Genomic DNA, 21652 nt, shown 5'->3' on the forward strand with positions numbered 1-21652 from the left:
CGGATCGCTACGAGGCGGCAGGGGCGTCGAGCATCACCGAACGGGTCAGACTGCGCGGGTTGTCCGGGTCCAGGCCGCGAGCGCGGGCCCGCTCCAGAGCCACCCGCTGGACCAGCACCAGATCGGCCAGCGGATCGCGCGCATGGCACACGAAGTGCGCACCGGTCCGCACCACATCCGCCTCGAGCCCTTCCGGTGCCCGGCCGAACAGCCAGGTCACCCGGCCCGGCGCGGCTATCGCGATCGGGCCGTGGCGGTACTCCATCGCGGGGTAGGACTCCGTCCAACTCTGCGATGCTTCCCGCATCTTGAGGGCAGCCTCGTTGGCCAGGCCGAAGGTCCAGCCCGTGCCGAGGAACGAGAACTGCTCCGCGTCCACCCAGGCCTGCTCCACCGGTGCCGCCAGCGCCTCCTGCGCGTCGGTCACCGCCCGGGAGATGTCCTCGCCCAGATGCGCGCGCAGCAGCGTCAGCGCCGTCGTCGCGAAACGGGTCTGCACGACCGACTTCTCGTCGGCGAACGGGAGCGCGACCGTCTCGTCGGAGATCGCGACCGCCGGCGTCTCGGGGTCTCCGATGATCGTCACCGTGGGAATGCGTCCCTTGACGGCGTCGAGTACGCGCAGCACCTCGGTCGTGGTGCCGGAGCGGGTGATCGCCACCACCGCGTCATAGCCGCGGTCGCTGCCGAGGAATGCCTCGGAGGCGGCGAACGGATCGGTCACACCCAGGCCGGCGCTCTCGCGCAGTGCTGCATACGACTGCGCCATGAACCATGAGGTGCCGCAGCCGACGACGGCTACCCGCTGTCCGGCCTTGGGCAGCGGGCCGTCCGCCGCCCCGATCCGCGCGGCCTCCCGCCAGGTCTCCGGCTGGCTGCTCAGCTCCTGCTCCATGTACGAGGTCTCGCTCATGACCCACCCTCCCGTGATGCGTGAAACGGTCCGACTCTTTTGCGTACGTCTGCGCGTACGTGTGCCTGCATCTCCTGGCCGACTTGTGTGCGTGAAACTGCAAGATTTGGCTTTGTTGCAATCGACTGTACGCATGATTGCGTCCGCGTTCCATCCCTCGTACGGGTGGATGCGGCAGAGGGGGGCGATGGGGTGATGGTCTGGCTGGGTGTCTGGGAGGGGTGAATGCAGGGAGGGTGATGGGTGGAGAGAGTGGGGGCAGGGCTGGAAATGATCTGTTGACAGTTGCGTGAAACTCGCCGAATACTCGCAAGATCAGTCATTCAGCAAGGCCGCTCCGCCGCACAAAGGACTTCCTATGTCCATTGCCACGCTCTCCGAGACGCCCCCGCAGCCGTCACCCAAGACCACACACCGCACCGGCAGGCTGTTCGCACTCACGGGCGCCGTTGTCGGCGTCATCTACGGCTACGACACCGGCAGCATCTCCGGTGCCCTGGTGTTCCTGAGCAAGGACTTCCATCTCACCGAGGCCGAGAAAGGCCTGGTCAACAGCATCCTGGTGTTCGGCTCCATCGTGGGCGCGCTGATCGGCGGCAAGCTCGCCGATGCCTTGGGCCGCAAGGCCGCGATGCTGATCGTCGCCGGCTCGTACGCCGTCTTCGTCGCGCTTTCCGCCCTCGCGCCCAACGTCGTCGTGCTGGACATCGTCCGGTTCCTGCTCGGCATCGCCATCGGCATCTCGATCGTCGCCGCCCCGCTCTACGTCGCCGAATCGACGCCGGCGCGTATCCGCGGTGCGTCCGTCGCCGCCTATCAAGTGGCCACGGTGGCGGGCATCGTCATCACGTACTTCGTCAACTGGGGTCTGTCCGGTGGCGGGCACTGGCGCTGGATGCTCGGCCTCTCCGCGATCCCGGCGGCGCTCGTCGTGATCCCGTTGTTCCGGCTGCCGGACACTCCGCGTTGGTACGTCCTCAAGGGGCGTACGGAACGAGCCGTTGAGGTCATGGCCATGACCGACCCCGATGTTGATCCGCATGCCGAGGTGGCTGCCGTCGGTGCCGCGCTCACCGAGGAGAGCGGTGGCTCGGCGCGCTCCCTGCTGCGCAAGCCGTACGCCCGCGCCGCGTTCTTCGTCGTAGGCCTCGGCTTCTTCTGCCAGATCACCGGCATCAACGCCGTGACGTACTACAGCCCGCAGATTTTCGAGGAGATGGGCTTCACCGGCAACGGCCAGAACTTCCTGCTGCCGTCGTTCGTCCAGCTCGCTTCACTTGCCGCGACGGTTCTCGCCATCCTCATCATCGACCGGCTCGGCCGCCGGGTGGTGCTGCTCTGCGGCATCGGCACGATGGTCGTGATGCTCGCCGTCCTGACCGCGGTCTTCGGCATGGGGGATCCGCGCGGTGCCACCACCTGGGTGGGCTTCGGCGCCATCCTTCTGTTCACCGCGGCCTTCAACTTCGGCTTCGGATCGCTGATCTGGGTCTATGCGAGCGAGGCGTTCCCCGCCCAGTTGCGCTCCACGGGGGCGTCGGTGATGCTCACCGCCGACCTGGTCGCCAATCTTCTGATCGCCCAGTTCTTCCCTTCTTTGATGTCTTGGGCCGGCGCGGCGCGGACGTTCGCGGGCCTCGGCGTCCTCGCGCTCGCCGCGCTGGTCTTCGCCTCCGCCACCGCACCCGAGACCAAGGGGCGCCAGTTGGAGGAGATCCAGGACTATTGGCGCAACGGGGGGCGCTGGCCCACGACAGCCACGCACGGGTTCGTCAGCGCGGGCCCGCCCGGTAACTCGGCGGCGCCTCCGACCACGTCTCCGTAGACGCGCAGCATGGGCGTTTCCTGAGCTGGCGGACAGCGGTCAAAAGTACTCCGCCTGGCGGTAGAGGTAGAGGTAGAGGTAGAGGTAGAGGTAGAGACAGCCGCTGGGTGTCGTCTGTGCGTCACCCAGCTCAGGGGCCTTCCTTACCCATGTCGAGCGTCCGCGGGAACTGGTGGTGGAGGCGGCGGCCCGGTGGAGCACGGAGTACTCGGTCGGACTGCACGACGAGATCGGAGCTGCGTCGGCCGGGCGGTGGTAACGGGCGGCCACGTCTACCGGTGGCGGTCATCTGGCAGTGACGGCCACCGGCCGGCGGTACCTGGTGCCCGAGTGGAACTGGAGCGGGTCCTCAGGACGGCAGCTGCTCCCGGTATCCCTCCAGAGCCGGCGCGGTCGTCGTCGCCACGAACTCGGTGATCCGGTACTCGCACACCCCGGCGAGGGTGAACGGGTCCTCGGCCACGATCCGCTCCACGGTCGCCCGGTCCATTCCGGCGGCGAGGATCACGCCACCGTCGCGCGGGACCTTGCGTCCGGCGGCGATGAAGTGCCCGGCGGCGTACTCCTTCTGCAGCCACTCCACGTGCTCCTGAAGGGCGGCGTCGACGCGTTCGATGGGCGCGGTGTAGGTGAGTTCCAATACGAACATAGCTGCAATATAGAGGAGCCGTCGGCGGTGCCGTTGCGCCTCCCGGCAGGGAAGGCGCAGGCCAGGGCGGCTCTGTGGGAGGGCGTCCTCGTCGGCGCAGCACCGTCGAGGCGGCCTGGGAGGCCTGGGCGGCCAAGGTGGGGTTTTCCGTGGGCACGCCTGGGGTTCGCGGTGCGCAGGGGCTCCGATCGAGGGGCGGACGACGGGATCAGGCCGTAGGCAGGTCCGGGCGGCGCCGTCCGTGCCGTGTTGCGCTCTCGTACGCATGGCCGGCCTGGAGGACGGCGAGATCGGCGCGCGGCGTACCGATGAACTGCAGCCCCACGGGCAGGCCGCCCGGGGTGAACCCGGCGGGAACCGAAAGGGCAGGCACCCCGAGGACGGAGATCAGGTAAGCCGAACGCATCCAGTCCAGATACGTGTGCGTGGGTTGGCCGGCGACCTCCCGCGGATACTCCAGCTCGGCGTCGAACGGCGTGACTTGGCTGACTGGGGCGAGGAGGAGGTCGTACCGGGAGAAGAAATCCAGCGTGCGCAGGTGCAGTTGGCTGCGGGTCGCGGTGGCGGTGGTGAGGTCGGCGGTGGTCAGCCGGCGGCCCTGCTCGATGTTCCGAACGAGGCTGGGTTTGAGCGCCTGCCGGCCGGAGTCGAGCAGCTCGCCGAACGCAAGGTCGAAGCTGTGCGCCCGCAGCGTACGGAAGGTCTCGTCGGCGCCGGTGAGGTCCGGGCAGGCGGCCTCGACATGGCAGCCGAGTTCTTCCAGCACCCTCAACTGGGGCTCCAGAACGGCGAGAACGTCCGGGTCGGCCGGTGCGAATCCTCCCAGGTCGGGTGCCCAGGCGATACGCAGCCCGCGCAGTTCGCGGTCGAGCGGCACCCGGAACGCGTCACCGGGGGTCTCCAGGCTCATGGGGCAGCGCGGATCCGGGCCGGCCATCGCCGACAGCAGCAGCGCGGTGTCGGCGACGGTCCGCCCCATGGGGCCGGGGACCGAGAGGGTGTCCCACAGGTTGGCGCCGGGGTGTGGGGGGACGCGTCCCGGCGTCGGCCGCAGCCCGACCACATTGCAGAAGGACGCGGGATTGCGCAGCGAGCCGCCCATGTCGCTGCCGTCGGCAAGGGGCTGCAGCCCGGCCGCGAGCGCCGCGGCGGCGCCTCCACTGCTGCCGCCCGCCGAACGCGTGGTGTCGTACGGATTGCGGGTGGTGCCGAAGACCGGGTTGAAGGTGTGCGAACCGGCGGCGAATTCGGGGACGTTGGTCTTGCCGAGGCGGATGGCGCCGGCCCGTTGCAGCCGGTCGACCAGCAGGTCGTCCTCGTCGGGGATGTGGTCGGCGAAGAGCGGTGAGCCGTACGTGGTGCGCATACCGCGGGTGAGGTGGGTGTCCTTGAAGGCGATCGGCAGGCCGTGCAGGGGTGGGACGGCGGCACCTCGGGCGAGGCGTTCGTCGGCCTGTGCGGCGGCGGCGAGTGCGCCCTCGGGGTCGAGGGTGACGATGGCATTGACGGCCGGATTGACCTGTTCGATGCGGTCCAGATGGGCCTGTACGACCTCCCGGGCGGAGATGTCGCGGCGGCGCAACCGGGCGGCGAGGTCGGTGGCGTCGAGCTGATGGAGAGCGTCGGGCATGGAGACCTCTGGTGTTGTCAGGGGGCGTGGGGCGAGGGGCGAATCTCCGTGTCCAGGATGTCCGGGTGCCACTCGTGCCTCGTGCGGAGATCCGTGGCGTCGACGGCACATGCTGCGAGACCACCGCGGGCAGCGCGGGCAGCTCCTCCGGCATCAGCTGGGCCGGCCGCTCCGGCGGGCGACCGTACGTTCCCGCTGCCGAGCACCGACGCGATCCGCCGCCCCGAAGCACGCCCGTCGACCTGCGGGGCAGCGATGATCCGGCGGGCGAGAGCGTCCACGTCCACAGCGTCCACGTCAACAGCGGCTGGGGTCACGCTCACCACGGTACCGAGGGCCACTGACAGCGGGCCGGGGGCAGCCGATCCGCTGACAACGGGCCGGGGCAGCCGATCCGCCGACGGCGAGCCGGGGCGGCCGATCCGCCCGATCATGGTCTCGATCACCGGTTCGGTAGCGTTGCGGCCACCATGGACACTCCCGGAATGATCTCCCGCGACGACGAACTGCGGCACTGGCCGGCCGACGAATCCCAGGCGCGCGCGGTCCAGGACCGGTTGCGCCGCCACGTACGGCTCGATGAGCCCGGTCCGGAACCGGGCTTCGAGGGCACGGTGGTCGGGGTGGATGTCGCCTACGACGACGCGCGTGATGTCGTCGCCGCGGCCGCCGTCGCGCTGGACGCCCGTACGTTGGCCGTCGTCGACGAGGCCACGGCCGTGGGGCAGGTCGCCTTCCCCTACGTGCCCGGCCTGCTCGCCTTTCGCGAGATTCCCACCGTGCTCGACGCCCTCGCCGGCCTCGCCCGCACCCCTGACCTCGTGGTCTGCGACGGGTACGGGCTGGCGCACCCGCGCCGCTTCGGGCTGGCCAGCCATCTCGGGGTGCTGACCGGGCTGCCCACGATCGGCGTCGCCAAGAACCCCTTCACCTTCCGGTACGAGCCACCGGGGCCGGACCGCGGGGCCACCTCTCCGCTCCTGGACGGAGCCGAGGAGGTGGGACGTGCGTTGCGTACCCAGAAGGGCGTCAAACCGGTCTTTGTCTCCGTGGGGCACCGCGTCGGCCTCGACCGGGCTTGCGCGCATACGCTCCATCTGGCGGCCGCATACCGCCTTCCGGAGACGACCCGGGCCGCCGACTCGCTGTGCCGCAGGGCGCTCGCGAGCACGTGACGGCGGGGCCGGTGCGGGTTCCGGCTACTGCTCCCGGACCACGCGGAAGGTGATCCCCGCCTTTTGGAGGCGGGCAGTCAGCGCGTCCCCCATGGCGACCGCGGTCGTCACCTGGCCCGCGGTCTCCGGCAGGTCGTCGAAGGCCAGGCTGAGCGCCGACTCGGCGAGCATCTTCGCCGTCTCCTCATAGCCGGGGTCGCCGCCCGAGACCTCGGTGATCAGGCGTTTGCCGCCGCCGGAGGCGACGAAGCGCACCGTGAACCAGCTGCGTGCGCGGCGCTCGGGGCTCGGACCGTCGCCCGGCTCCAGACGGCCCGACAGCCAGCGCCGCGCGGGCGGCACCTGGGCGAGCGCGCACAGCGCCCCGGCACCCAGCGCCCCGCCGACGGCGATCGGCAGCCGCCGTACCCCGGCGTAGTGGCGGTAGCGGAAGTCGGGGCCGTAGCGGTCCAGAGCGGCGGCCGAGCGGGCGATGATCTGCGGGTCGAGGGTCGGCAACGGCACGCCCCAGGTGCGTGTCTCGCTGCTCCTGATCGGCGGGCCCAACGACGCCCGCACTGTGCGCCCTTTGGGTCGCGGCTCGGCCCGCTGCCGCTCGCGGGCGGCCCGCGCCATGGCGACCGGACGCGAGGCGACGGTGAGCGCGGAGGCCAGAGTGCCGCCGGAGAATGTGGCGTTGGTGCGTACGAAGCCGTCTATACGCAGCGGGACGCCGTCGGGGAGGAGCCCCACGGTGTAGAGGACACCCAGGTCGTGCGGGACGGAGTCGAACCCTCCGGCGTGTACGAGGCGCGCGCCAGAGGTGCGGGCCGTCGCATCGTGCCGCAGATACATACGGTCGATGAATTCCGGCTCGCCGGTCAGGTCGACGTAGTCGGTGCCGGCCGCGGCGCAGGCGGCGACCAGGGGTTCGCCGTGGACCAGGTACGGGCCGACGGTCGTCGCCAGCACCCGGGTGCCGGCGGCGAGGGCGCGCAGTGCGTCCGGGTCGCCGCTGTCGGCCCGCAGCAGCGGCAGATCGGCGCAGGCCGGGTCGATCTTCGCCAGCCGGTCGCGCAGGCGCTCCAGTTTGGCGGTGTTGCGCCCGGCCAGCGCCCAGCGGCAGCCCTTGGGGGCGTGCGCGGCGAGATATTCGGCGGTGAGTGCGCCGGCGAAACCGGTGGCGCCGTACAGGACGAGGTCATGAGCCCGTCCGGAGGTGTCCTGCCGTCGCATCGTCCGCCCTCTCGACCGCCCTCTTGACCTGGATTCCGGACCCTAGGCAGTCGCCGTCGTCCCGTCAACGGTGGATCTTGGCCGTCCTCTTGGCTTTCCTGTTGGCCGTCAGTGGGCGACACGGGGTGCGGTATGCGGTCTTGACAGGGCGTCGCGGCCGGGCCAGATTCACCGATGGCACCGACGAGGTAGGACGTCCAATGTCCAGCTTGCCGGGCGTTGCTCTTCTCGGTGCTCTCCCGGACAGGACCGTACGGCAGAAAGCCGGACGCCATGCCGTTTGCCTCGCCCTTTCCCGCACCCCTCACCGGAGTCGTGCCCCCGTTGTGCACCCCGCTCTCCGAGAGCGGCCGGGTCGATATGCGGTCGCTGGCCGCGCTCGTGGAGCACCTCGTCGGCGCCGCCGCGCACCGAACCGTCCGCCGACTGCTGGAGGAGGCCGGATTGTTGTGACGACGCGCCCCGTGGACACCCCTGACCGCAGACGTCGCCGGTACCAGGAGGTCACCCCGCGCCAGTGGAAGGCGATGTTCGCCGCCTGGATCGGCTATCTCCTCGACGGCTTCGACTTCGTCCTGATCACGCTGGTGCTGACCGAGATCGCCGACGACTTCCACCTGAGCACCGCCACCGCCGCCTCGCTCATCTCCGGTGCCTTCATCACCCGATGGCTGGGCGGCGCGGTCCTGGGTGCGATGGGCGACCGCTACGGCCGCAAGGCCGCCATGATCGCCAGCATCCTGCTCTACTCGCTCGGTACCTTCGCCTGCGGGTTCGCCTGGGGCTACACCAGTCTGTTCGTCGCCCGGCTGGTCATCGGGCTGGGGATGGCGGGGGAGTACAGCGCCAGTGTGACGTATGTGCTGGAGAGCTGGCCCACCCGATGGCGCAACCGTGCCTCCGGATTCCTGATCTCCGGTTACGCGGGCGGCACCGTCCTCGCGGCCGAGCTGTACAAGTGGGTGATCCCCAACTGGGGCTGGCGCTGGATGTTCTGGATCGGCGTTCTGCCCGTCCTCGTCGCCCTGTGGGTGCGCAGGTCGCTGCCGGAAGCCGGGGACTGGCAGAACGAGATCGGCGCCGCTGCCCGCTCGGAAGCGGAACGCCCGAACCCCTTCCGGCCGTTGTTCACCGGAGCTGTCCGCTCCTGGACCAACGCGGTCCTGGCGGCGGCCGCCGCGGTCGCGCTGTTCTGCGTCTTCACGCCCGTCGGCGCGGGGTACGTCCCCTGGCTGGCGGTCGCCGCGGCGCTGTGTCTGATCGCCTTCGCCGTGCAACTCGGCGGTCGCCGGGGATGGCTGCTGTACGTGGCCCTGATGGTGACCGTGTTCAGCGCCTTCCTCTACAGCTGGCCCATCCAGGCCCTGCTGCCCACCTACCTGAAGACCGATCTCGGGTACGCCCCCGGGCAGGTCGGCGACGTGATGTTCTACGCGGGCTTCGGCGCCATGGCGGGCTGCTGGCTGGCGGGCTTCGTCGGCGACCGTCTCGGTACCCGGCGCGCCTACGCGTGCACCCTGCTGGCCTCCCTCGTCTTCGTCTTCCCGGTCTTCGCGGTGCAGGACAGCCTGCCGCTGCTCGGCGTGCTGCTCTTCGGGCTGCTGGCGCTCAGCCAGGGCATCTCCGGCATCCTGCCGAAGTACATCGCCGGTCACTTCCCGACCGCGACCCGCGCCGCCTCGCTGGGCTTTGTCTACAACGTCGGGGCCCTGGGCGGGGCGGTGGCGCCCGTCCTGGGAGCCCATCTGGCCGAAGGCATGCCCCTGGGGCGGGCGCTCGCCGTGCTCACCTTCGGGCTGACACTCGTCGTCATCGTCCTGGTGGGTGGCAACGTCCCCCAGCGGTTGGGCCGGCTGGTGGACCGTCAGGCGCCCGACGACCATCTCGTTCCGCAGGCCGGGGGAGCGGGGACGGTTGCCTCGAAGGCTTCGCCCGGCTCCGCTCCCGGGGAGCCGACGCCCGACTCGGCGTAGTGGCGCTTCGGCGGACGGCGGCCCGTACGGGCCGGTGGGATGGTGGCGGCCGTCGTCAGCCCGCGGACCGCGTCCCTCCTGACGAAGATCGGACCGCCGCCGAGGCGCGTTTCTGTCGCGCCTCGCGTTCGAGGCCGATCAGCGAGGGCGGCAGCAGCGCTATCGCCGGCTCGGTGAACCGACACAGTCCCTGGCCGCTGTGGAAGTCGAACAGTGCGGCGGCGAGTTGCGCGTCGGGCACAGCGGCCATAGTCCCTCTGTCGGCCCGTCATCCGGCGCTCCGCGGGCCGTTGTCAGTGGTCGCCGTTAGCGTGGAATGCGTGGGCCGGCGTCCGCGGTACGGGCGGGGCGCCGGGCGGCATCGCAGGCGGTGCCGTACGGGGGAACGGACGTGGAGGAGCGCATGGCGAAGGCGGCGGGTCCGGCGGCGGTGCGGGAGCGGGTGCGGGCGTTCGCGCTCGGGCTGCCCGGGGCCGTGGAGGAGTTCCCCTGGGGCGAGAGCGTCATCAAGGTCAACAAGAAGGTCTTCGTCTTCCTCGGTGCCGGTGACGGCAGCCATCCGCTGGGGCTCACGCTCAAGCTCAAGGATCCGGAGGCGCATGCCCATGCGCTGACCTCGCCCGGCGCCAAGCCGGCCGGCTACGGCCTGGGCAGGTCCGGATGGGTACGGGTCCCGCTGGAGGAGAGGGACGCTCCGCCGGCCGACCTGCTCTGCGACTGGGCCGAGGAGTCCTATCGCGCGATAGCCCCCAAGAAGCTCATCGCCGAGCTCGACGGGGGATAGCGGCGCAGCGGCAGCAGGCGCGCAAAGGCCCGTGGCGGCGATGGCAGTTGAGCATCGTCGGCGCGGGCCTTTTCCGCGGTTGCCACTTGGCACGGGGGGCTTGTGGAAAGTGGAACACGTTCTTAACATCACGAGTGTTACATCAGAAGTGTCACAGTGCGGAAAGGTATGGGGCGCGATGGCAGAGTCAGGGAGCGGCCCGCTGAGCGGCGTGCGGGTGGTCGAACTCGCGGGCATCGGCCCCGGACCGTTCGCCGCCATGCTGCTCGCCGACCTCGGCGCCGATGTCGTCCGCGTGGACCGGCCCGGAGGCGCCGGGCTGCGCATCGATCCGGCGTACGACATCACCAACCGCAACAAACGCTCGGTGCTGGTCGACCTGAAGGCGTCCGAAGGGGTGGCGCAGGTGCTGGAGCTGGCCGAGCGCGCCGATGTGCTGCTGGAGGGGTACCGCCCCGGTGTGGCCGAGCGGCTCGGCGTGGGGCCCGAGGAGTGCCTGGCGCGCAACCCCCGGCTGGTCTACGGCCGGATGACCGGCTGGGGGCAGCAGGGCCCGCTCGCCGACACCGCGGGACACGACATCGGCTATATCGCCATCACGGGCGCCCTCGGCATGATCGGCCCGCCCGACGGCCCGCCCGCCATCCCCGCCAACCTCGTCGGCGACTATGCCGGCGGCTCGCTCTACCTCGTCATCGGTGTCCTCGCCGCCCTCCAGCACGCCCGCTCCGAAGGCGGAAAAGGCCAGGTCGTGGACGCCGCGATCGTCGACGGCACGGCCCATCTGACGGCGATGATCCACGGCATGCTGGCGGCCGGCGGATGGCAGGACCGGCGCGGCGCGAATCTGCTGGACGGCGGGACACCGTTCTACGGCGCCTACGAGACCGCCGACGGCGGCTATATGGCGGTCGGCGCACTGGAGAAGCGGTTCTACGGCGAGTTCATCCGCCTCCTGGGCATCGAGCAGGAGGCACCCAGCCGCGACGACTTCGCCGCCTGGGGCGAGCTGCGCACCGCCATCGCCGCCCGCTTCAAGACCCGTACCCGCGAGGAGTGGACCGCGGTGTTCCAGGAGTCCGACGCCTGTGTGGCGCCCGTCCTGTCGCTGCGCGAGGCGCCGCGGCATCCGCACCTCGCCGCCCGCGGCACCTTCGTCGACCACGCCGGAATCACCCAGCCCGCGCCCGCGCCCCGCTTCTCGCGCACCCCGGGCGCGGTACGCAGACCGCCCGCGCAGCCCGGCGCGGACACCGAAGAGATCGCCCGCGACTGGCAGGCCCCCGGCCTGCTCGCCCCGCCGCCGGCCGATCCCGCCGGGGCACCGCCCGCCGGCCCGAGCCGCATCCAGCAGAAGGACGCCGCCAGCTGATGGAACTCGCCACCACGCTCCAGTACGCGGCCGATCCGCGCCGGGCCGCCGAAGAGGTCGCCGCGCTGGAAGCTGCCGGTCTGGACGCCATCTGGGTCGCCGAGGCCTACGGCTTCGACTCACCCACCGTCATGGGGTTCCTGGCCGCCCGCACCGACCGGGCCGAGATCGGCTCGGCGATCCTGAACGTCTACTCCCGCACCCCCGCCCTGATCGCCCAGACCGCCGCCGGACTCGACGCCCTCTCCGGTGGCCGGGCGCTGCTCGGCCTGGGCGCCTCCGGCCCGCAGGTCATCGAGGGCTGGCACGGCAAGCCGTACGACAAGCCCCTGGGCCGCACCCGCGAGACCATCGAGCTGTGCCGCCGGATCTGGCGGCGCGAGGTCATCGACCACCACGGCATCACCGACATGCCGCTGCCCCCGGAGAAGGGCGGCGGGCTCGGCAAACCTCTCAAGATCCTCACCCGGCCGGTGCGCCCCGAGATCCCGGTGTATGTCGCGGCGCTCGGGCCGGCCAACGTCCGGCTGACCGCCGAGGTCGCCGACGGCTGGCTGCCCGCCCTCTTCATCCCGGAAAAGGCCGGTGAGGTGTGGGGCACCCCGCTCGCGGAGGGCGCCGCCCGGCGCGATCCGGCGCTCGGCCCGCTGCAGACCGTCGCCGGCGGCCTGCTGTCCATCGGCGAGGATGCCGCCGCCGCGCGGGACCTCGCCCGCCCGGCCATCGCGCTGTACGTGGGCGGGATGGGCGCCAAGGGCAAGAACTTCTACCACGACCTCGCCGTCGCCTACGGCTACGAACAGGCCGCCGACAGGATCCAGGAGCTCTACCTCGCCGGGAAGAAGCGGGAGGCCGAAGCGGCCGTGCCGGACGAATTCTGCGAGCTGATGTCGCTGTGCGGGCCCGAGGGGTACGTCCGCGAGCGGATCGCGGCGTTCCGGGAGGCGGGCGTCACGATGCTCAACGTCCACCCCGTGGGGCCGGAGCCCGCCAAGTTGATCGAGACCGTCAAGAACTGGCTCTGAGGAGGGCCCGCAGCGATGACCGCGCAGATGCAGCGCCAGATCTTCACCGAGGACCACGACGCCTTCCGGGAGACCGTACGCACCTTCCTCGCCAAGGAGGTGACGCCGCACTACGAGCAGTGGGAGAAGGACGGCATCGTCAGCCGGGACGCCTGGCGGGCGGCCGGCAGACAGGGGCTGCTGGGGCCGGCCGTGCCCGAGGAGTACGGCGGGGGCGGGCAGAGCGATTTCCGTTACAGCGCCGTGCTGGCCGAGGAGTTCACCCGGGCCGGCGCCGCCGGGCTCGCCGTCGGCCTGCACAACGACATCATCGGCCCGTATCTGACGACCCTCGGCACCGACGAGCAGAAGCGGCGCTGGCTGCCCGGCTTCTGCAGCGGCGAGATCATCACCGCCATCGCCATGACCGAGCCCGGTGCAGGCTCCGATCTGCAGGGCATCCGCACCAGCGCCGAGGACGCCGGGGACCACTGGATCCTCAACGGTTCCAAGACGTTCATCTCCAACGGCATCCTCGCGGACCTGGTCATCGTCGTGGCCAAGACGACGCCCGAGGGCGGGGCGCACGGGCTGAGCCTGCTGGTGGTCGAGCGCGGTATGGCGGGCTTCGAGCGCGGGCGCAACCTCGACAAGATCGGCCAGAAGTCCCAGGACACCGCCGAGCTGTTCTTCCACGACGTACGCGTCCCCAAGGAGAATCTGCTCGGCGAGCTCAACGGCGCGTTCATCCATCTGATGACCCATCTCGCGCAGGAGCGGATGAGCATCGCCATGTCCGGGATCGCCGCCGCCGAACACCTGGTGGAGATCACCAGCCAGTACGTCAAGGAGCGTGAGGCGTTCGGGCGGCCGCTGGCCAAGCTCCAGCACGTCCGCTTCGAGATAGCCGAGATGGCCACCGAATGCGCCGTGACCCGCGCCTTTCTCGACCGGTGTATCGCCGACCACTCCGCCGGCGAGCTGGACGCGGTGCACGCCTCGATGGCCAAGTGGTGGGCCACCGAACTGCAAAAGCGGGTCGCCGACCGCTGTCTGCAACTCCACGGCGGCTACGGCTATATGACGGAATACCGCGTGGCAAAGGCCTTCACCGACGGCCGTATCCAGACGATCTACGGAGGGACCACCGAGATCATGAAGGAGATCATCGGACGCTCCCTGCTCGGCTGACCCCGGACCGGCCCCGGTCCCCACCCGCTGCCCTGCCTCCACCCTCATGCGAAAGGCTTGTTGACTTGAGTACCGAAGCGTACGTATACGACGCGATCCGCACCCCGCGCGGCCGCGGCAAGGCCAATGGCGCACTGCACGGCACCAAGCCGATCGACCTGGTCGTCGGCCTGATCCACGAAGTACGCCGCCGCTTCCCCGGCCTCGACCCGGCCGCCATCGACGACATCGTGCTCGGCGTCGTCGGACCGGTCGGCGACCAGGGCTCGGACATCGCGCGGATCGCGGCGATCGCCGCCGGGCTGCCCGACACCGTCGCCGGCGTACAGGAGAACCGCTTCTGTGCCTCCGGTCTCGAAGCCGTCAACATGGCCGCCGCCAAGGTGCGCTCGGGCTGGGAGGACCTGGTCCTGGCGGGCGGCGTCGAATCCATGTCGCGGGTCCCGATGGCCTCCGACGGCGGCGCCTGGTTCGCCGACCCGATGACCAACTTCGACACCGGCTTCGTCCCCCAGGGCATCGGCGCCGACCTCATCGCCACCATCGAGGGCTACACCCGCCGTGATGTCGACGAGTTCGCCGCGCTCTCCCAGGAGCGCGCCGCCGAGGCCTGGAAGGACGGCCGCTTCGAGCGCTCGGTCGTCCCGGTGCGCGACCGCAACGGACTGGTCGTCCTCGACCACGACGAACACATGCGCCCCGGCACCACCGCCGACTCCCTGGCCGGCCTCAAGCCCTCCTTCGCCACCATCGGTGACGCCGGCGGCTTCGACGCGGTCGCCCTGCAGAAGTACCACTGGGTCGAGAAGATCGACCATGTCCACCACGCCGGCAACTCCTCCGGCATCGTGGACGGCGCGGCGCTCGTCGCCATCGGCTCCAAGGAGGTCGGCGAGCGCTACGGCCTCACCCCGCGGGCCCGCATCATCTCCGCAGCGGTCTCCGGCTCCGAGCCGACGATCATGCTCACCGGCCCCGCACCGGCCAGCCGCAAGGCCCTGGCCAAGGCCGGACTGACCATCGACGACATCGACCTCGTCGAGATCAACGAGGCTTTCGCCGCCGTCGTCCTGCGCTTCGTCAAGGACATGGGGCTGAGCTTGGACAAGGTCAACGTCAACGGCGGCGCCATCGCTCTGGGCCACCCCCTCGGCGCCACCGGCGCGATGATCCTCGGCACTCTCATCGACGAGCTGGAGCGGCAGGACAAGCGCTACGGCCTGGCCACCCTCTGCGTCGGCGGCGGTATGGGCATCGCCACCGTCATCGAGCGTCTCTGACCGCCCGTCCCATCCCCCTTACGGAGAAGCCACAGTGAGCGAGTCCCCTGCGTCGTCGACCATCCGCTGGGAACAGGACGAGACCGGCATCGTCACCCTGGTCCTGGACGACCCCGACCAGTCCGCCAACACCATGAACAACGCCTTCAAGGCCTCCCTGACCGCGGTCGCCGACCGCCTGGAGGCCGAGAAGGACAGCATCCGCGGCATCATCTTCACCTCCGCCAAGAAGACCTTCTTCGCCGGCGGCGACCTGCGCGACCTGATCGCCGTCACCCCCGCCCAGGCCCAGCAGGCCTTCGAGGCGGGCAACGGCATCAAGCGCGATCTGCGCCGTATCGAGACGCTCGGCAAGCCGGTCGTCGCCGCGATCAACGGCGCGGCGCTGGGCGGTGGTTACGAGATCGCGCTGGCCTGCCACCACCGCATCGCCCTCGACACCCCCGGCACCAAGATCGGCCTGCCCGAGGTCACCCTCGGTCTGCTCCCGGCCGGCGGCGGCGTCACCCGTACGGTCCGGCTGCTCGGCATCGCCGACGCACTGCTGAAGGTGCTGCTCCAGGGCACCCAGTACAACGCCGGCCGGGCCAAGGACGCCGGGCTGATCCATGAGGTCGCGGCCACCCCCGAGGAGCTGCTCGCCAAGGCCCGTGCCTTCGTCGACGAGCACCCCGAGTCCCAGCAGCCCTGGGACGTCAAGGGCTACCGCATCCCCGGCGGCACCCCCGCCCAGCCGAAGTTCGCGGCCAACCTCCCGGCGTTCCCCGCCAACCTCAAGAAGCAGCTGAACGGCGCCCCGTACCCGGCGCCGCGCAACATCCTCGCCGCGGCCGTCGAGGGCTCCCAGGTCGACTTCGAGACCGCGCAGACCATCGAGGCGCGCTACTTCGTCGAGCTGGTGACCGGCCAGATCTCCAAGAACATGATCCAGGCGTTCTTCTTCGACCTGCAGGCCGTCAACTCCGGCGCCAACCGCCCCAAGGACATCCAGCCCCGCAAGGTCGAGAAGGTCGCGGTCCTCGGCGCCGGCATGATGGGCGCGGGCATCGCCTACTCCTGCGCCAAGGCCGGGATGCAGGTCATCCTCAAGGACGTCACCCTGGACGCGGCGCAGAAGGGCAAGGCGTATGCGGAGGGGCTGCTCGCCAAGGCGCTCTCCCGGGGCCGTACGACCGAGCAGCAGCGCGATGAGCTGCTGGCCCGCATCACACCCACCGCCGAGCCGGCCGACCTCGCGGGCTGTGACGCCGTCATCGAGGCGGTCTTCGAGGACGTCGCCCTCAAGCACAAGGTGTTCAAGGAGGTCCAGCACATCGTCGCGCCGGACGCGCTGCTGTGCTCCAACACCTCCACCCTGCCCATCACCCTGCTGGCCGAGGGCGTCGAGCGCGACCAGGACTTCATCGGCCTGCACTTCTTCTCGCCGGTCGACAAGATGCCGCTGGTGGAGATCATCAAGGGCGGTCGGACCGGCGACGAGGCGCTGGCCCGCGCCTTCGACCTGGTCCGTCAGATCAAGAAGACCCCGATCGTCGTCAATGACTCGCGCGGCTTCTTCACCTCCCGCGTCATCGGCCACTTCATCAACGAAGGTGTGGCGATGATCGGCGAGGGCCTCGACCCCGTCTCCGTCGAGCAGGCCGCCGCCCAGGCCGGCTACCCGGCCAAGGTGCTGTCCCTGATGGACGAGCTGACCCTCACCCTGCCGCGCAAGATCCGCGAGGAGAGCAGGCGGGCGGTCGAGGAGGCCGGCGGCACCTGGCAGCCGCACCCCGCGGACACGGTCATCGACCGGATGGTCGACGAGTTCGGCCGCCCCGGCCGCAGCCGCGGCGCCGGCTTCTACGAGTACGGCGAGGACGGCAAGCGCGCCGGGCTGTGGCCGGGGCTGCGCGAGCACTTCGCCAAGGAGGGAGCCGGCATCCCGTTCATCGACATGCAGGAGCGGATGCTCTTCTCCGAGGCGCTGGACACCGTCCGCTGTTTCGAGGAGGGCGTGCTCACCTCCGTCGCCGACGCCAACATCGGCTCCCTCTTCGGCATCGGCTTCCCGGGCTGGACCGGCGGCGTGATCCAGTACATCAACGGCTATGAAGGTGGGCTGCCCGGATTCGTGGCCCGCGCCCGCGAGCTGCAGGCGGCCTACGGCGACCGGTTCGCGCCGTCCGCGCTGCTGGTCGAAAAGGCCGAGAAGGGCGAGAAGTTCAGCGACTGACCGGGCTCGGGGGCGGGCCGCCGCGGCCCGTCCCCGTCACCCCTCGCTCCCGGTTTCTTTCCGCTCTTCCTTGCCGAACGACTCCCGCAGCTCCTGCTTCATCGACCGCTGGAAGGCGGTGACCAGTGCCTGCACCACCATTGGCTGCATATGGGCCGAGAGCGACTTCATCCGCGCCATCTCCTCCTCGTCCGGCCCGCCTTCCCGGTACGGCTCCCATACCTCGTCCTTGAAGAGCCGGCTCAGCTCGCGGGCCGCCGAGCGGGTGTGCTCGATGACGACGGTGCGTGCCGCCAGGATGGTCTCCAGCGCGATCGGGACGTCCAGCAGCCGGGCACCCAGATGCAGCAGCCCCGGGTCGACCCGGAAGACCCGTGGGTCATCGGTCCGTACGAGCACGCTCATGGCCGCCAGCCGGTCGAGGTCCTCCTCGGTCAGCTCCCGGCCGACCCGGCGCTCCAGCTGCTCCCGGGTCGCGTCCTCCGCCTTGTCCGGGATCCAACTCGCCACCAGCGCACGGTGGATGGCCAGATCCTGGGCGCTCAGATCGGGCGGCAGCTGCGCCAGATAGCGTTCGATCGCGGACAGCGTCAGGCCCTGGTGCTGGAGCTCCTCGATGAGCGCGAGCCGCGAGAGATGGTCCGGTCCGTAGCGGCCGACCCGGCGCGGACCGATCTCCGGCGGCGGCAGCAGGCCGCGGGTGCTGTAGAAGCGGATCGTGCGGACCGTGACGCCGGCGCGGGCGGCCAGTTCGTCGACGGTCAGATCGGTGGCGGACTCCATCATGTTCAACAGTATTGCTGTCTCACCACTCTTGTGAAACCTTCTGAATCCTGCGCGATCGTGCAGAACCGCGCAGAGACTCCCCCCGTCCGGTCCGCAGCCGGCGGCCCACATCGCCAGGAGGCCGCGTTGACCACGATCCTGCGTCTGCCCGGAGCACCGGACGAACTCACCCTCCCCGCCCTGTTGTTACGTAACGCCGAGGACCATGGAGAGCTGCCCGCGCTCTCCTGGCGCGCCCCTGAGACGTCCGGCTGGTGCACGCTCAGCTGGGCCGAGGTCCGCCGCAGGGTCGCGGAACTGGCCGCCGGATACCGCTCGCTCGGCGTACGGCGCGGCGAGATCGTTCTCCTCATGATGGGCAATCGCCCCGAGCACTGGCTCAGCGACCTCGCCCTGGTGCACCTCGGCGCGGTCCCGGTGACCGTGTACGGGACCGCCGCGCCCGAACAGATCGCCCATATCGTCCGGCACAGCAGGGCCCGCTTCGCCGTATTGGAAGGCGCGCGTGAGCTCGGGCGCTGGGCGCCGCTGCTCGATGATGCCGCGGCCCGGCTGGAGAAGCTGGTGATCGTCGAGGCGGATGACACCGGTGAGACGGACACACAGGAGACGTATGCGGCACTGGCCGGCCGGGGCGCCGAGCTGTACGAACCCGAGGCGTTCGAGGAGACCTGGCGGCAGGCGGACGCGGCCGACACGCTGACCGTCGTGTACACCTCCGGCACCACCGGCGACCCCAAGGGCGTCGTGGTCAGCCATCGCAATGTGCTGCTCAACGCGCTGGCACTGGATGCCGTGGTGGAGCTGCCCGATCATGTCGAGCACCTCTGCTACCTCCCTTTCGCGCATATCGCCGAGCGGATGCTGGGCATCTATCTGCCGGTCTTCCGTGCCTCGCACGTCTACCTCTGCGCGGATCCCGCTGCCGTCGCGGAGAGCGCGCGCGAGCTGCATCCGGCGGAGTTTTTCGGCGTACCGCGGGTCTGGGAGAAGCTGGCGGCGTCCGTACGGGCCGCGCTGGCGCTGCTCCCCGAGGAGCGGCGGACGGCCGTCGAGGCGGCGGGTGAGTGCGCCCGTGCGTATGTCGCGTGCAAGGAGCGCGGGGAGCGCCCGTCCGAGGAGCTGGCGGACGCGTACGCCAGGGCCAAGGCCGAGGTGCTCGATCCGCTGCTGGCGCCGGCCGGATTCGACCGGCTGGTGTGGGCGGCGAGCGCCGCCGCGCCGATGCCCCCCGATGTGGTGCGGTTCTGGGCCGGTCTGGGCATCGTGATCATGGATGCCTGGGGGCTGACCGAGACGGTGGGGGTGACCACGACGAACGGTCCCGGTGGCTTCCGGCTGGGCTCGGTCGGCCGTCCGATCGGCAGTGTGGAGGTGCGGACGGCCGCGGACGGGGAGATCGAGGTCCGGGGCCGGACCGTGTGCGAGGGGTACCTGCGGGCCGACGGATCGGTGGAGCCGGCGACCGGCGCCGACGGCTGGTTCGCGACGGGTGACATCGGACGGGTCGACGAGGACGGCTTCCTCTGGCTGACCGACCGCAAGAAGGAAATGATCGTGACCTCGACCGGCAAGAACGTCTCGCCGGCACTGGTCGAGAACACCCTCAAGGAGCATCCGCTCATCGGGCAGGCGCTGGTGCACGGCGACGGCCGGTCGTATCTCGTCGCGCTGCTGGTCCTGGACGCGGAGCTGGCCCCGGTCTGGGCGGCGCGGCACGGCATCGAGGGCACTCTGCCGGAGCTGGCCGGGCATCCGGAGGTACGGGCGGAGATCGAGCGGGCCGTCGCGGCGGCCAATCTCTGCCTTAATCGCACTGAACAGGTCAAGAAGTTTTCGGTTCTGGGCGAGGAGTGGGGTCCGGAATCGGGCGAACTGACGCCGTCCTTGAAAATGCGACGCCGGGAAATTCGTGACAAATACGGACAAATCTTGGATGGCCTATACACGCTGTGATCTTGCCCACAGACGGGGGAGCACTCTTCGGGGAAGGTGTGCCGTCGGTCGTCCGCGCGATCCGCGGAATCCGGCCATCGCTAAGCGCCTGCCCGAAAGCGAGATACACCAGCAGTGAGCACAGAAACCGTCACCGACGCAGCCCAGAGGTCACCTGACGGGGGGAGCGCCGCGCAGCAGGATGCGGGCGACGCGGGTTACAGCAAGGGCCTCAAGGGCCGGCACGTCAACATGATCGCCATCGGTGGAGCGATCGGAACCGGCCTTTTCCTGGGCGCCGGTGGCCGACTGCACTCCGCCGGACCCGCGCTGGCCATCGCCTACGCGGTCTGCGGCCTCTTTGCCTTCTTCGTCGTGCGGGCCCTCGGCGAGCTGGTGCTGCACCGCCCGTCGTCCGGTTCGTTCGTCTCCTACGCCCGTGAGTTCCTGGGGGAGAAGGGCGCCTACGTCGCCGGCTGGATGTACGTCGTCAACTGGTCGACGACCGGTATCGCCGACATCACCGCGATCGCCCTCTACACCCACTACTGGAGCCTGTTCACCGACATCCCGCAGTGGGTGATGGCGCTGATCGCCCTGGCGGTCGTGCTGACGGTGAACCTGATCTCGGTGAAGATCTTCGGTGAGCTGGAGTTCTGGTTCGCGATCATCAAGGTCGCCGCGCTGGTCGTCTTCATGTTCATCGGCATCTTCCTGCTGGCCACCCAGCACCCGGTCGCCGGGCACACACCAGGGCTGAATCTGCTCACCGACCATGGCGGTCTCTTCCCGACCGGCCTGCTGCCTGTGGTGATCGTGCTCCAAGGTGTGGTCTTCGCCTACTCCGCGGTGGAGCTGGTCGGTGTGACCGCCGGCGAGACCGACGAGCCGGAGAAGGTCGTGCCGAAGGCCGTCAACTCCATCATGTGGCGGGTGGGCGTCTTCTACGTCGGCTCGGTGATCCTGCTCGCGATGCTGCTGCCGTGGAACAAGTACGTCGGCGGCGAGAGCCCCTTCGTGACGGTGCTGTCCAACGTCGGTGTGCCGGCGGCGGGCGATGTGATGAACCTCGTCGTGCTGACCGCGGCGATGTCCAGCCTGAACTCCGGCCTCTACTCCACCGGCCGCATTCTGCGCTCCATGTCGATGGCGGGCTCCGCGCCCAAGTTCGCCGGCCTGATGAACCGCAACCAGGTGCCGTACGGCGGCATCATGCTCACCTCGGCGGTGTGTGTGCTGGGTGTCGGCCTCAACTACGTCATGCCGGGCGAGGCGTTCGAGATCGTGCTGAACATCGCGGCGCTGGGCATCATCAGCACCTGGTGCACGATCATGGTCTGCCACATGGTGTTTGTGCGTCGGTCCAAGGAGGGCCTGGTGGAGCGTCCGCGCTTCCGGCTCCCCGGCACGCCGATCACCGATATCGCCACCATCGCCTTCCTGCTCGGCGTCATCGTCCTGATGTGGTTCGACGACGGTGTCGGACGCCAGACCGTGATGATCATCCCGGTCCTCGCCGTCGCGCTGGTCGGCGGCTGGTTCGCGGTCCGCGGCCGGGTGGCCCGGATCGCCAAGGAACGCGAGCTGTCGAAGTAGCCACGCACGTAGCGGGCGCCTGACGAATCAGGGGCGGTCGCGGAGGCCGAGAGGCTTCCGCGGCCGCCCTTTCGCGTGTGCGGCGCCGGCCTGGCGGTCCGGCGGTGCT

General features: G+C 70.1%; 18 protein-coding genes and 2 pseudogenes. 13 read left to right on the forward strand and 7 right to left on the reverse strand.

Annotation, left to right across the window (positions count from 1 at the left end; all coding sequences use genetic code 11):
- Positions 1-7: 7 nt before the first annotated feature.
- Positions 8-913, reverse strand: coding sequence for an SIS domain-containing protein (locus tag KI385_RS36395; protein ID WP_238576294.1), 906 nt, complete (start codon positions 911-913; stop codon positions 8-10).
- A gap of 358 nt (positions 914-1271) precedes the next feature.
- On the opposite strand from KI385_RS36395, the gene KI385_RS36400 reads away from it, so the two are divergent.
- Positions 1272-2738, forward strand: a complete 1467-nt coding sequence (locus tag KI385_RS36400) for a sugar porter family MFS transporter (protein WP_238576295.1) — start codon at positions 1272-1274, stop codon at positions 2736-2738.
- Positions 2739-2777: 39 nt separating this feature from the next.
- Here the strand turns inward: KI385_RS36400 and KI385_RS36405 are convergent, their stop codons facing one another.
- The 3 genes from KI385_RS36405 to KI385_RS36415 form a co-directional block, all read right to left on the reverse strand.
- A complete protein-coding gene (locus KI385_RS36405) occupies positions 2778-2939 on the reverse strand; it encodes a hypothetical protein (protein ID WP_238576296.1) in 162 nt (53 codons plus the stop codon).
- Positions 2940-3087: 148 nt separating this feature from the next.
- Entirely contained in the window at positions 3088-3387 is a 300-nt protein-coding gene (locus KI385_RS36410; protein ID WP_128503069.1) for a YciI family protein, read from the reverse strand.
- A 208-nt stretch (positions 3388-3595) separates the two neighbouring features.
- The gene (locus KI385_RS36415) at positions 3596-5017 is read right to left on the reverse strand and encodes an amidase (protein ID WP_238576297.1); all 1422 of its coding nucleotides are present in this window, start codon (positions 5015-5017) and stop codon (positions 3596-3598) included.
- A gap of 65 nt (positions 5018-5082) precedes the next feature.
- Between KI385_RS36415 and KI385_RS36420 the strand changes: the two genes are divergently transcribed.
- A complete protein-coding gene (locus KI385_RS36420; protein WP_238576298.1) occupies positions 5083-5361 on the forward strand; it encodes a hypothetical protein in 279 nt (92 codons plus the stop codon).
- Positions 5362-5502: 141 nt separating this feature from the next.
- Positions 5503-6192: an endonuclease V gene (locus KI385_RS36425; RefSeq protein WP_238576299.1), complete on the forward strand. Its 690-nt coding sequence runs from the start codon at positions 5503-5505 to the stop codon at positions 6190-6192.
- Between the two features lie 24 nt (positions 6193-6216).
- Here the strand turns inward: KI385_RS36425 and KI385_RS36430 are convergent, their stop codons facing one another.
- The gene (locus tag KI385_RS36430; protein WP_238576300.1) at positions 6217-7407 is read right to left on the reverse strand and encodes a saccharopine dehydrogenase family protein; all 1191 of its coding nucleotides are present in this window, start codon (positions 7405-7407) and stop codon (positions 6217-6219) included.
- A gap of 273 nt (positions 7408-7680) precedes the next feature.
- On the opposite strand from KI385_RS36430, the pseudogene KI385_RS36435 reads away from it, so the two are divergent.
- Positions 7681-7818 (forward strand): annotated as a pseudogene (locus KI385_RS36435) (dihydrodipicolinate synthase family protein); the annotation flags it as partial.
- Positions 7819-7934: 116 nt separating this feature from the next.
- Positions 7935-9380 (forward strand): sialate:H+ symport family MFS transporter, encoded by a 1446-nt coding sequence (locus tag KI385_RS36440; protein ID WP_238578002.1) that lies wholly within the window; start codon positions 7935-7937, stop codon positions 9378-9380.
- A 38-nt stretch (positions 9381-9418) separates the two neighbouring features.
- Here KI385_RS36440 and KI385_RS36445 read toward each other — a convergent pair.
- A pseudogene (locus KI385_RS36445) lies at positions 9419-9630 on the reverse strand (MgtC/SapB family protein); the annotation flags it as partial.
- Positions 9631-9783: 153 nt separating this feature from the next.
- Here KI385_RS36445 and KI385_RS36450 point away from each other — a divergent pair.
- The 6 genes from KI385_RS36450 to KI385_RS36475 all read left to right on the forward strand — a co-directional run bounded on the left by KI385_RS36450 (position 9784) and on the right by KI385_RS36475 (position 17226).
- Positions 9784-10164: an MmcQ/YjbR family DNA-binding protein gene (locus tag KI385_RS36450; protein WP_238576301.1), complete on the forward strand. Its 381-nt coding sequence runs from the start codon at positions 9784-9786 to the stop codon at positions 10162-10164.
- A gap of 178 nt (positions 10165-10342) precedes the next feature.
- A complete protein-coding gene (locus KI385_RS36455; RefSeq protein ID WP_238576302.1) occupies positions 10343-11536 on the forward strand; it encodes a CaiB/BaiF CoA transferase family protein in 1194 nt (397 codons plus the stop codon).
- Positions 11536-12561: an LLM class F420-dependent oxidoreductase gene (locus KI385_RS36460; RefSeq protein WP_238576303.1), complete on the forward strand. Its 1026-nt coding sequence runs from the start codon at positions 11536-11538 to the stop codon at positions 12559-12561. Before KI385_RS36455 ends, KI385_RS36460 begins: the two co-directional genes overlap by 1 nt.
- A gap of 27 nt (positions 12562-12588) precedes the next feature.
- Entirely contained in the window at positions 12589-13731 is a 1143-nt protein-coding gene (locus KI385_RS36465) for an acyl-CoA dehydrogenase family protein (RefSeq protein ID WP_238578003.1), read from the forward strand.
- 65 nt (positions 13732-13796) lie between these two features.
- On the forward strand, positions 13797-15011 hold the full coding sequence (locus KI385_RS36470) for an acetyl-CoA C-acetyltransferase (RefSeq protein ID WP_238576304.1): 1215 nt from the start codon (positions 13797-13799) through the stop codon (positions 15009-15011).
- A gap of 34 nt (positions 15012-15045) precedes the next feature.
- Positions 15046-17226, forward strand: a complete 2181-nt coding sequence (locus KI385_RS36475; RefSeq protein ID WP_238576305.1) for a 3-hydroxyacyl-CoA dehydrogenase NAD-binding domain-containing protein — start codon at positions 15046-15048, stop codon at positions 17224-17226.
- Between the two features lie 36 nt (positions 17227-17262).
- Here KI385_RS36475 and KI385_RS36480 read toward each other — a convergent pair whose 3' ends face one another.
- Positions 17263-18012, reverse strand: a complete 750-nt coding sequence (locus KI385_RS36480) for a MerR family transcriptional regulator (protein ID WP_238576306.1) — start codon at positions 18010-18012, stop codon at positions 17263-17265.
- Positions 18013-18138: 126 nt separating this feature from the next.
- On the opposite strand from KI385_RS36480, the gene KI385_RS36485 reads away from it, so the two are divergent.
- Positions 18139-19968 carry an AMP-dependent synthetase/ligase gene (locus KI385_RS36485; RefSeq protein WP_238576307.1) on the forward strand — a complete coding sequence of 610 codons (1830 nt, stop codon included), beginning with the start codon at positions 18139-18141 and terminating at the stop codon, positions 19966-19968.
- Between the two features lie 114 nt (positions 19969-20082).
- Positions 20083-21543 carry an amino acid permease gene (locus KI385_RS36490; protein WP_238576308.1) on the forward strand — a complete coding sequence of 487 codons (1461 nt, stop codon included), beginning with the start codon at positions 20083-20085 and terminating at the stop codon, positions 21541-21543.
- The last annotated feature ends 109 nt before the right edge of the window (positions 21544-21652 follow it).

The sequence above is a fragment of the Streptomyces inhibens genome (assembly GCF_022221585.1).
Taxonomy (GTDB): Bacteria; Actinomycetota; Actinomycetes; order Streptomycetales; family Streptomycetaceae; genus Streptomyces; species Streptomyces inhibens.

Excerpts from the sequence above, each read along its gene's own strand:
- KI385_RS36395 (WP_238576294.1), bottom strand. The coding sequence starts at position 913 with ATGAGCGAGACCTCGTACATGGAGCAGGAGCTGAGCAGCCAGCCGGAG.
- KI385_RS36400 (WP_238576295.1), top strand. The coding sequence starts at position 1,272 with ATGTCCATTGCCACGCTCTCCGAGACGCCCCCGCAGCCGTCACCCAAG.
- KI385_RS36410 (WP_128503069.1), bottom strand. The coding sequence starts at position 3,387 with ATGTTCGTATTGGAACTCACCTACACCGCGCCCATCGAACGCGTCGAC.
- KI385_RS36415 (WP_238576297.1), bottom strand. The coding sequence starts at position 5,017 with ATGCCCGACGCTCTCCATCAGCTCGACGCCACCGACCTCGCCGCCCGG.
- KI385_RS36425 (WP_238576299.1), top strand. The coding sequence starts at position 5,503 with ATGATCTCCCGCGACGACGAACTGCGGCACTGGCCGGCCGACGAATCC.
- KI385_RS36430 (WP_238576300.1), bottom strand. The coding sequence starts at position 7,407 with ATGCGACGGCAGGACACCTCCGGACGGGCTCATGACCTCGTCCTGTAC.
- KI385_RS36440 (WP_238578002.1), top strand. The coding sequence starts at position 7,935 with ATGTTCGCCGCCTGGATCGGCTATCTCCTCGACGGCTTCGACTTCGTC.
- KI385_RS36450 (WP_238576301.1), top strand. The coding sequence starts at position 9,784 with ATGGCGAAGGCGGCGGGTCCGGCGGCGGTGCGGGAGCGGGTGCGGGCG.
- KI385_RS36455 (WP_238576302.1), top strand. The coding sequence starts at position 10,343 with ATGGCAGAGTCAGGGAGCGGCCCGCTGAGCGGCGTGCGGGTGGTCGAA.
- KI385_RS36460 (WP_238576303.1), top strand. The coding sequence starts at position 11,536 with ATGGAACTCGCCACCACGCTCCAGTACGCGGCCGATCCGCGCCGGGCC.
- KI385_RS36465 (WP_238578003.1), top strand. The coding sequence starts at position 12,589 with ATGCAGCGCCAGATCTTCACCGAGGACCACGACGCCTTCCGGGAGACC.
- KI385_RS36480 (WP_238576306.1), bottom strand. The coding sequence starts at position 18,012 with ATGATGGAGTCCGCCACCGATCTGACCGTCGACGAACTGGCCGCCCGC.